The sequence below is a fragment of the Streptomyces sp. NPDC043870 genome (assembly GCF_056435785.1).
In genome coordinates, this window is record NZ_JBWKDT010000023.1 from 1 (window position 1) to 8,869 (window position 8,869).

General features: G+C 70.3%; 6 protein-coding genes. 3 read left to right on the forward strand and 3 right to left on the reverse strand.

The genetic code is table 11. The annotated features are described in order from the left end of the window. Positions 1-206: 206 nt before the first annotated feature. The 3 genes from AC0699_RS25090 to AC0699_RS25100 all read right to left on the reverse strand — a co-directional run bounded on the left by AC0699_RS25090 (position 207) and on the right by AC0699_RS25100 (position 4,448). Entirely contained in the window at positions 207-776 is a 570-nt protein-coding gene (locus tag AC0699_RS25090) for a phospholipase (RefSeq protein WP_478664160.1), read from the reverse strand. 262 nt (positions 777-1,038) lie between these two features. Further along, a complete protein-coding gene (locus AC0699_RS25095) occupies positions 1,039-3,612 on the reverse strand; it encodes an ABC transporter permease (protein ID WP_478664162.1) in 2,574 nt (857 codons plus the stop codon). Beyond that, entirely contained in the window at positions 3,609-4,448 is an 840-nt protein-coding gene (locus tag AC0699_RS25100) for an ABC transporter ATP-binding protein (protein ID WP_478664164.1), read from the reverse strand. The genes AC0699_RS25095 and AC0699_RS25100 overlap by 4 nt, the downstream gene beginning before the upstream one ends. A gap of 357 nt (positions 4,449-4,805) precedes the next feature. On the opposite strand from AC0699_RS25100, the gene AC0699_RS25105 reads away from it, so the two are divergent. The 3 genes from AC0699_RS25105 to AC0699_RS25115 form a co-directional block, all read left to right on the forward strand. After that, positions 4,806-6,446 carry an MFS transporter gene (locus AC0699_RS25105; protein ID WP_478664167.1) on the forward strand — a complete coding sequence of 547 codons (1,641 nt, stop codon included), beginning with the start codon at positions 4,806-4,808 and terminating at the stop codon, positions 6,444-6,446. Between the two features lie 286 nt (positions 6,447-6,732). After that, on the forward strand, positions 6,733-7,185 hold the full coding sequence (locus AC0699_RS25110; RefSeq protein ID WP_478664169.1) for a DUF485 domain-containing protein: 453 nt from the start codon (positions 6,733-6,735) through the stop codon (positions 7,183-7,185). Then, on the forward strand, positions 7,182-8,869 hold a 1,688-nt coding region (locus tag AC0699_RS25115; protein WP_478664171.1), incomplete at its 3' end, for a sodium/solute symporter. The genes AC0699_RS25110 and AC0699_RS25115, both read left to right, overlap by 4 nt.

The following is an 8,869-nucleotide window of genomic DNA, read 5'->3' on the forward strand; positions in this document are numbered from 1 at the left end:
CTTCCCCCCCTCCCCCCCCCTCCCCCCCCCCACCCCCCCCCCAACCCACCCCCCCCCCCCCCCCACCCCCCCCCCCCCCCCCCCCACCCCCCCCCCTCCCCCCCCCCCCCCCCCTCCCCCCCCCCCCCCCCACCCCCCCCCCTCCCCCCCCCCCCCCCCCCCCCCCCCCCCCCCCGGGCCGGCCTGACTTCCAGGCTACGGGACGACTAATCGCGGAGTTCGCCGAAGGTCCTGACCGCCTGGTAGTACTTCTTGGCGACGCCACGGCACGCCTTGCGCTGCGCGTCCGTGTAGGGACCCCACTGGGTATTGCACACCCGGTTCATGTCGTTCAGGAACGCCTGGTCGATACGCAGCTTGTTCGCCGAAGTGAACACCCGCAGCTTCTTGTGGTTGCGGTAGCCGAAGTCGTGTCGCCAGCACGCGGAGTAGAAATTGAATCCGAGCGGCTTGGAGGTCACGTTGGAGCAGCCGTCGGTCGACCACTCGAAGCGGTAGTAGTTCGAGCCCCGCTGGTAGAGGTCGAGGTACTTGAACCACTCGGTCTGGGAGGACTGCTCCTTGCCGGTCAGGGCACGGAGCTTGTTGAGCCGCACCTGGTGCCCGACACGCGGGGTGACTTCTCCCTCCGGCGAAACGGAAGACCCGGTCACGGCCGTCACGTTCGCCGTCTTCACGTTCACGTCCGCGGGCGCGGCAACCGCAGGAGTCACCGAGGCGAAGCCGACGACGCCGGCCAGCACAGTGCCGGTGAAAGCAGCCTGAACCTTATTCACATGTATACCTTTCCCCGATTTGCGAATGACCGGCGAACTGGTCAGGACCCGCCGGCTCCGGGAAGAAAATTAGCGCACAAGATCCGTACGGAGAAGGGGTTTTGAGGATCTTCCGGAAGCCTGGAACGCACCCTCAAGAAAAGCTCAGATTCCGATGGCCGGAGCAACTCGGAAGCATCAGTTCCCTTTTCCGGAGGGAGGCGGAACGCAACGGGCCCCTGTGTGCACGAGGTGCTCACAGGGGCCCGGTCACCACCGGCCGCTATTCCGTGGCGATGGCATTCAGCACGTTCATCCGGCCCGCCCGGAATGCCGGGACCAAGGCCGCGAACAGTCCCACGAACGCCGATCCGACAAATACCGTGAGGATCGTCGGCCAGGGGATCTCCAGAACGCCGAGGCCTTCCAGGGCCAGCAGCCTCTGCGCCGCCGTGCCCCAGCCCATGCCCAGGCCGAGACCGAGCAGGGCGCCGAAGAGGGCGATGACCACCGACTCCAGACGGATCATGCGGCGCAGCTGCCTTCGCGAGAGGCCGATCGCCCGCATCAGGCCGATCTCCCTGGTGCGCTCGACCACCGACAGGGCGAGGGTGTTCACGACACCCAGCACCGCCACGATGATCGCGAGCGCCAGCAGCCCGTACACGATGTTCAGGAGCTGACCGACCTGGTCCTTCAGGTCCTGCTTGAAGTCGGTCTGGTTCTGCACCTTGTACTGCGGGTACTTGGCGACCGCAGCCTTGAGCGAGGCGTACGCCTCCTTCTCCTTGCCGTCCTCGGCCGAGGCGAACATGATCCGGTTCTTGGGCATCTTCGGGGCGGGGACGTACTGCGCGGCGGTCGTGATGCCGGTGTACATCGCGCCCTTGTCGACATTGGTGTCGTCGGAGGTGATCGCGGCCACCTTCAGCCTGGCCGTCTCGCCGCCCGTGAACGCGACCGTGATCTCGTCGCCGACCTTCACCCCGTGCCGCTGGGCGTAGCCGTCGCCGACGGACATGGCGTTCTTCCCGTACGCCGCCGAGAGCTCGCCCGCGACGGTCTCACGGCGCACATCCTGCGCGTACGTCGGATCGGCGGCGACGATCCGCTCCTCCTCGGTCTTGCCGTCCGGGGTGGTGAGCTTGGTCCTGAACTGCTTGTACTCGGTGACGTGGCTGATGTGCGGGGCCTTCTCCAGGGCCTGCTGCACCTTCGGCACGATCGCCTGGTCGTTGGTCGACTGGACGATGAAGTCGGCGCCGACGGACTTGTCGAGCTCCTCCGTCGCCGAGGCGACCATGGACGATCCGACCACCGACAGACAGGCGACCAGGGCGAGTCCGATCATCAGCGCGGCGCCGGTCGCGCCGGTGCGGCGCGGGTTGCGCAGCGCGTTGCGTTCGGCCATCCGCCCGACCGGACCGAAGATCCGCAGGACGAGCGCACTGATGACCCGGACCACACCGCCCGCGAGCAGCGGGCCGACGACGATGAAGCCGATGAGGCTGAGGACGACGCCGAGCCCGAGCCATCTCGAACCCTCGCCGGCCTTGTCGGCCTGGGTGGCGGTCCACAGCGCGAACGCCCCCGCACCGGTGAGGAGCACGCCGACGACGCCGCGGACGAGTCCGGCCCTGCCGTCCGCCGGTGTGCCGGCCTCGCGCAGCGCGGCCATCGGCGAGACCTTCCCGGCCCGGCGGGCCGGGATGTAGGCGGCGAGTACGGTGACGACGACTCCGAGCACGAGGCCGATCGCCGGGGTCGTCCACTTCACGGTCAGGTCCTGGGTGGACAGTTCCATGCCCATCGAGGACATGAGTTCCATCAGCCCGACGGCGAGGCCGACGCCGGCGGCGACACCGGCGACGGAGCCGACGAGGCCGAGCAGCACCGCCTCGACGAGCACCGAGCGGTTGATCTGCCTCCGGCTCGATCCGATGGCCCGCATCAGCCCGATCTCCCGGGTGCGCTGGGCGACCAGCATCGAGAAGGTGTTGACGATGAGGAAGATGCCGACGAGGACGGCGATCCCGGCGAAGCCGAGCATCGCGTACTTCATGACGTCGAGGAAGCCGCCGACGTCCTCACGGCCGGCGTCCGCCGCCTCCTGCTGGGTCTGGAACTTGTACGGCCCCTCGACGGCCGCGGCGACGTTCTTCTTCAGCTGCTCGTGGCTGACGCCGGGCGCCGCGGTGACGGCGACGTGGGTGAACGCACCGGTCCTGCCGAGGAGTTCGCGCTGGGCGGTGGCGGTGTCGAAGTAGACGACGGCCGCACCCGGGTTGGTGACCTTGAAGGAGGCGATGCCGGAGATCTTCGCCGTGAGGTCACCGGTGACAGCGATGGTGCGCAGCTCGTCACCGAGCTTCAGCCCGTGCTTCTCGGCGGTGTCGGCGTCGACCATCACCTCGGTGGGGCCCCGCGGGGCGTGGCCGGAGGTGATCTCCATCGAACGCAGGTCGTTCCGCGTCCAGTTGCCGGCGATCGTCGGGGCGCCGGTGGAGGAGCCCATGTTCTTGTTGTCCGCGTTGACGACGGTCACGCTCATGGAGACGACCGCGCCTTCGGCGGACTTCACGCCCTCGGCCTTCTCCACCTTCGCGAGGAGGGACGCGGGCAGCGTCTCGGGAACGCCGGTCTCCGGCATCTCGTCGTCCGTCGCCGCGCTCTTGGGGCTGACCGTGACGTCCGACGCGGTCGCCGCGAAGAGCTTGTCGAACGTCGTGTTCATGGTGTCGGTGAAGACGAGCGTGCCGGACACGAACGCCACCGACAGCAGGACGGCCACGGCGGAGAGCGCCATGCGTCCCTTGTGGGCGAAGAAGTTGCGCAGGGAGGTCTTGAGGACGGTCACGATGTCCGCCCGCGGGCGTCGAAGTCCTTCATGCGGTCCAGGACCTGGTCCGCGGTGGGGTTGAACATCTCGTCCACGATCCGGCCGTCGGCGAGGTAGAGGACGCGGTCGGCGTACGAGGCCGCCACGGGGTCGTGGGTGACCATGACGATGGTCTGGCCGAGTTCGTCGACGGACCGGCGCAGGAAGCCGAGCACTTCGGCGCCGGCCCGCGAGTCCAGGTTTCCGGTCGGCTCGTCACCGAAGATGATCTCGGGCCGGGCGGCCAGGGCGCGGGCCACGGCGACGCGCTGCTGCTGGCCGCCGGAGAGCTGGGTGGGCCGGTGCTTCAGCCGGTCCGCGAGGCCGACGGTCTCCACCACCCGGTTCAGCCAGTCGGCGTCCGGCTTGCGGCCGGCGATGTCCATCGGCAGCGTGATGTTCTCGATGGCGTTGAGCGTCGGCAGCAGGTTGAACGCCTGGAAGATGAAGCCGATCCGGTCCCGGCGCAGCTGGGTGAGCTTCTTGTCCTTGAGCCGGGTGATCTCGGTCTCGTCGAGGTGGATCTCGCCCGAGCTCACGGTGTCGAGTCCGGCCAGGCAGTGCATGAGCGTGGACTTTCCGGAGCCCGACGGACCCATGATCGCGGTGAACTGCCCGCGCATGATGTCCACATCGACGTGGTCGAGCGCGACGACGCGCGTCTCGCCGGAGCCGTAGGCCTTGACGACCTGCCGCGCTCGTGCGGCGACGGCCGTACTCCCTCCCGCCACCCGACCACCGCCCCTGACCGAGGCGCTACGCGCCGCACCTTCTGAATCGTCCCCGTGCCGGGGAGTGGTCACAGCCGTTGTCACGGTAAGTCTCCTGTTTCGGTGAAGAGCAGCGATGAGCGCGCCGCGTGCGGTTCGAGTCTGCGGGCGGGAACGGTCCCGTCGCGCTGGGGCGTGGCGCAGTCTTGAGCGGGGGTTTCCCCCACCCCACGGCGGCCGGTGAGGCCGGGCCGCCGCCGTAAGACCAAGCTAAGGAAGGGCCCCTGTCCCTCTCGTCCTCCAGGGGGACGAACGACCCCTGGACAGAAGTAAGGAGGTCCCCCTAGGGGTCTCCTCCCCCGGGCCTACGCGCGTCCCCGTGACGGCTGACCCCTCCCGCCGCACGAGGAGCTAGTGAGAGGGTGTGTCCGGCGCAGATACGTGCATAGGGAAGGGATCTTGATGAGCGGGGGCGACACGGGCCCGGGCGGAGGCCGCACGGGCAGGGACGAGGGAAGTACGGGCACGGGGGAGGGACGTACCGGCACGGGGGACGGACCTGCCGGCACAGGCAGGGGCAGGGCGGCCGCGGGGGCGGCACCCTCGGCACCCTCTGCACCCGCGGCGTCCGCGGCGTCCGCGACCGGCCGCCGCGGACCGGTCGTCGCCGCACTGATGCTCGGCATGGCACTGGCCGCACTGGACGGCACGATCGTCTCGACCGCCGTACCGCAGATCGTCGGCGACCTGGGCGGGCTCTCCGTCTTCTCCTGGCTGTTCTCCGGCTATCTGCTCGCCGTGACGGTCACCCTCCCCGTGTACGGAAAGCTCTCCGACACCTTCGGCCGCAAGCCCGTCCTGATCGCGGGCATCGCCCTCTTCCTGGTCGGCTCCCTGCTGTGCGCGGCCGCCTGGAACATGGCGTCGCTCATCGCCTTCCGCGTGGTCCAGGGCCTGGGTGGCGGCGCGCTCCAGGGCACGATCCAGACGATCGCCGCCGATCTGTACCCGCTCAAGGAGCGCCCCAAGATCGTGTCCAAGCTGTCCACGGTGTGGGCGGTCTCGGCGGTCGCGGGCCCGGCGGTGGGCGGTCTGCTCGCCGCGTACGCCGACTGGCGCTGGATCTTCCTCGTCAACCTGCCGGTCGGGGCCCTCGCCCTCTGGCTGATCGGCCGTCACCTCGTGGAGCCGGTACGGGAGCGGGGCCCCCGCACCCGTGTCGACTGGCCCGGCGCCCTCGCCGTCTTCCTCACCGGCGCCCTGCTGCTCACCGCCCTCGTGCAGGGCGGGGTGGCCTGGCCCTGGCTCTCCGCACCCTCACTCGGGCTCCTCGCGGGCAGCGCGGTGTGCGCGGGAGTCACGGTCCTGATCGAACGGCGGGCCGCAGAGCCGATCATCCCCGGGTGGGTGTGGCGGCGGCGCACCATAGCCGCGGTGAACCTGGCCCTCGGCGCACTCGGTCTGCTGATGGTCGCGCCGACCGTGTTCCTCCCCACGTACGCCCAGTCCGTCCTCGGACTCGGCCCGATCGCCGCCGGGTTCGTCCTGTCCGTGATGACACTGAGCTGGCCGGTCAGCGCCGCGTTCTCCAACCGGGTCTACAACCGCATCGGCTTCCGGTGGACGGCGGTCATCGGCATCACCGCGGCCCTGCTGATCCTGCTGGCCTTTCCGGTACTGCTGCCGTACCCGGGCGAACCCTGGCAGCCGGCGCTGATCATGCTGCTGCTCGGCGCGGCGCTGGGCTTCTTCCAGCTGCCGCTGCTCATCGGCGTCCAGTCGACCGTGCCATGGGCCGAGCGCGGGACGACCACCGCGTCCGTGCTGTTCTGCCGTCAGGTCGGCCAGAGCGTCGGCGCGGCGCTCTTCGGGGCACTCGCCAACGCGGTGCTCACCGACCGTCTCGGCGGCTCCGGCGATCTGGACTCGGTCGCCCGCGACCTCGCCAGCGGCGCGCCGCAGGACCATCTGCGGCGCGCCGTGGCGACGGCGGTGGACTACGTGTACGTCGGCGCGGCGGGCGCGGCCGCACTGGCGCTGCTCGTCCTTCTGTTCGTGGCGCCGCGGAGGTTCCCGGTCATCACGGAGAAGCCGGAGTCCTGAGGGCCACGCACCCCGGCGACCAGCCGGCAGGCACGCGCTGTTCACCGGCCGGCAGGCACGCGCTGCTCACCCGCCGGGCCGGGGCTGGCCCGCGACCGGATGTGCGACCTGCCACCTGCGCCCCGCGCCCCGCGACCTGCGGACCGACATGTGATCCGACTGATGCCGAAACGACATACCGCCCAGTCGGTAACCCCCTTACGCCAGCCCTCTACCGACAAGTAACGTTCGCGGTTCCCCCCACAGCGACACCGCCCGTCCGCGAGGGCCCGCAAGGAGCCGCACGATGTCGTACGACCACTACTTTCCCGAGCCGCCCCCCTCGGCGGGGCAGCCCTGGCACGCACCACCACCGCCGGTGCCGCCCTCCCCCGCCGAGAACGGCGATCTGGGCAGGCTCCGCTCGGGCTACCGCAGGCTCCGCCGCGTCGCGACCCTCACGGCGCTCGGCTACTTCGTCCTCTTCCTCATCCTCTCCGGCTACGCACCGGACCTGATGACCGGCGAGATCAGCGGCGGCCTCACCACAGGAGTGCTCCTGGGGCTCCTCACCCTGCCCGTGACCCTCGCGGCGATCGCCCTGTACGAGCGGATCGCACGCAACCGCGTCGACCCGCTCGCCACGACGATCCGGCAGAACGCCGAGCAGGCGGCCGAGGCAGCCGCACCCCGTCAGAGCCGTCAGAGCCGTCCGGGGCCTGCCGGATGGCAGCAGCCGACGGGAGGCATGCGCGCATGACCGGCTTCGACTCCGACGCCCAGACCATGTCGTTCGTCGCCTTCATCGCCGTCATCACGGTCACGCTGCTGCTGTGCGTGATGACCGGACCCGATCGCGACGACCTGGGCGAGTTCTACACCGGCTACCGCTCGCTCTCCCCCATGCAGAGCGGCCTCGCCATCGCCGGCGACTACATCTCCGCCTCGACCGTGCTCGCCACCATCGGCGTCATCGCGCTCGTCGGCTACGACGGCCTGACGCTCGCCCTGAGCACCGTGCTCTCGCTGGTCCTGATGATGTTTCTGCTCGCCGAACCACTGCGGAACGCGGGCCGCTTCACCATGGGCGACGTCCTCACCCGCCGCACCCCCGGACCCGCCGTGCGGATCACCGCGTGCGTTGTCACCCTGGCCGCGCTGCTGCCGCTGGTGATCTTCCAACTCGCCGGCGCGGGCGATCTGCTCGCCATCGTCCTCGGCTTCGACGCGGACGGCTTCAAGACCGGGTCCATCGTCTTCCTCGGCGTCCTGATGATCGCGTACGCGGCGATCGGCGGGATGAAGGGCACCGCCTTCATCCAGATCGTCAAGACCGTCGTCCTGCTCGGCGCGGCCACCGCCATCTCCGTACTCATCCTGAACCGCTTCGACTTCAGCGTGCCCGCACTGCTGGACGCGGCCAAGAAGGGCAGCGGTTTGGGAGACGCGTACCTCACCGCCGGACTGCAGTTCGGCGGCAGCGAACTGGACATGATCAGCGCGCAGCTGACGGTGGTGCTCGGCGCCGCGGTGCTGCCGCACATCACGATGCGCATGTTCACCTCGCGCAACGCCACCGCCGTGCGCCGCTCGTTGTCCTGGGCGGTCTCGACCGTCGTCGTGACCTGCCTGCTGCTCGCCGTGATCGGCTTCGGCGCGGCCGCGATCGTCGGGCACCAGGGTCTCACCGCGGGCGACCCGCAGGGCAAGACAGCCCTCCTGATGGTCAGTCAGGCAGTCCTCGGAGCGGACGTCACCACTTTCGAGAGTCTGCTGTTCACGGCGGTGGCCACGGCGGTCTTCCTCACCCTCCTCGCCTCGGTCGCCGGCATCACCCTCGCCTGCGCCAACACTCTGGCCCACGACCTGATCGCGCACGGCCTGCGCAGGACCAAGCTGAAGCACTCGACCGAGATGGTCGTGGCCCGCGGCGCGGCGGCGTGCGTCGGCCTCGTCGCGATCGCCGTCGCGGCCCTCGTCCGCGACGGGAACCTCCAGGCGCTGGTCACGCTGTCCTTCTGCGTCGGCGCGTCCGCGGTCGCCCCGGCGCTCGTCTACAGCCTCTTCTGGCGCGGCTACACGCGTACGGGCCTGCTCAGCACCCTCATCGTGGGCACCGCCACCGTGCTCATCCTGACGACCGGCACCAATCTGGTCTCCGGCTCCCCGCAGTCCGTCTTCCCCGACCACGACTTCAACTGGTTCCCGTTCACCACGACGGGCCTGGTCTCGGTCCCGGCGGGCTTCCTCGCGGGCTGGCTGGGCACGCGCCTGTCCCACCGCGAAGCCGCGGCACAACGTCGGCGCTACGAGGAGGTCGAGCCCACCATCCTGGCGGGCGGGGGGGGGGGGGGGGGGGGGGGGGGGGGGGAAGGGGGGGGGGAGGGGGGGGGAGGGGGGGGGGGGGGGGGGGGGGGGGGGGGGGGGGGAAGGGGCGGGGGGGG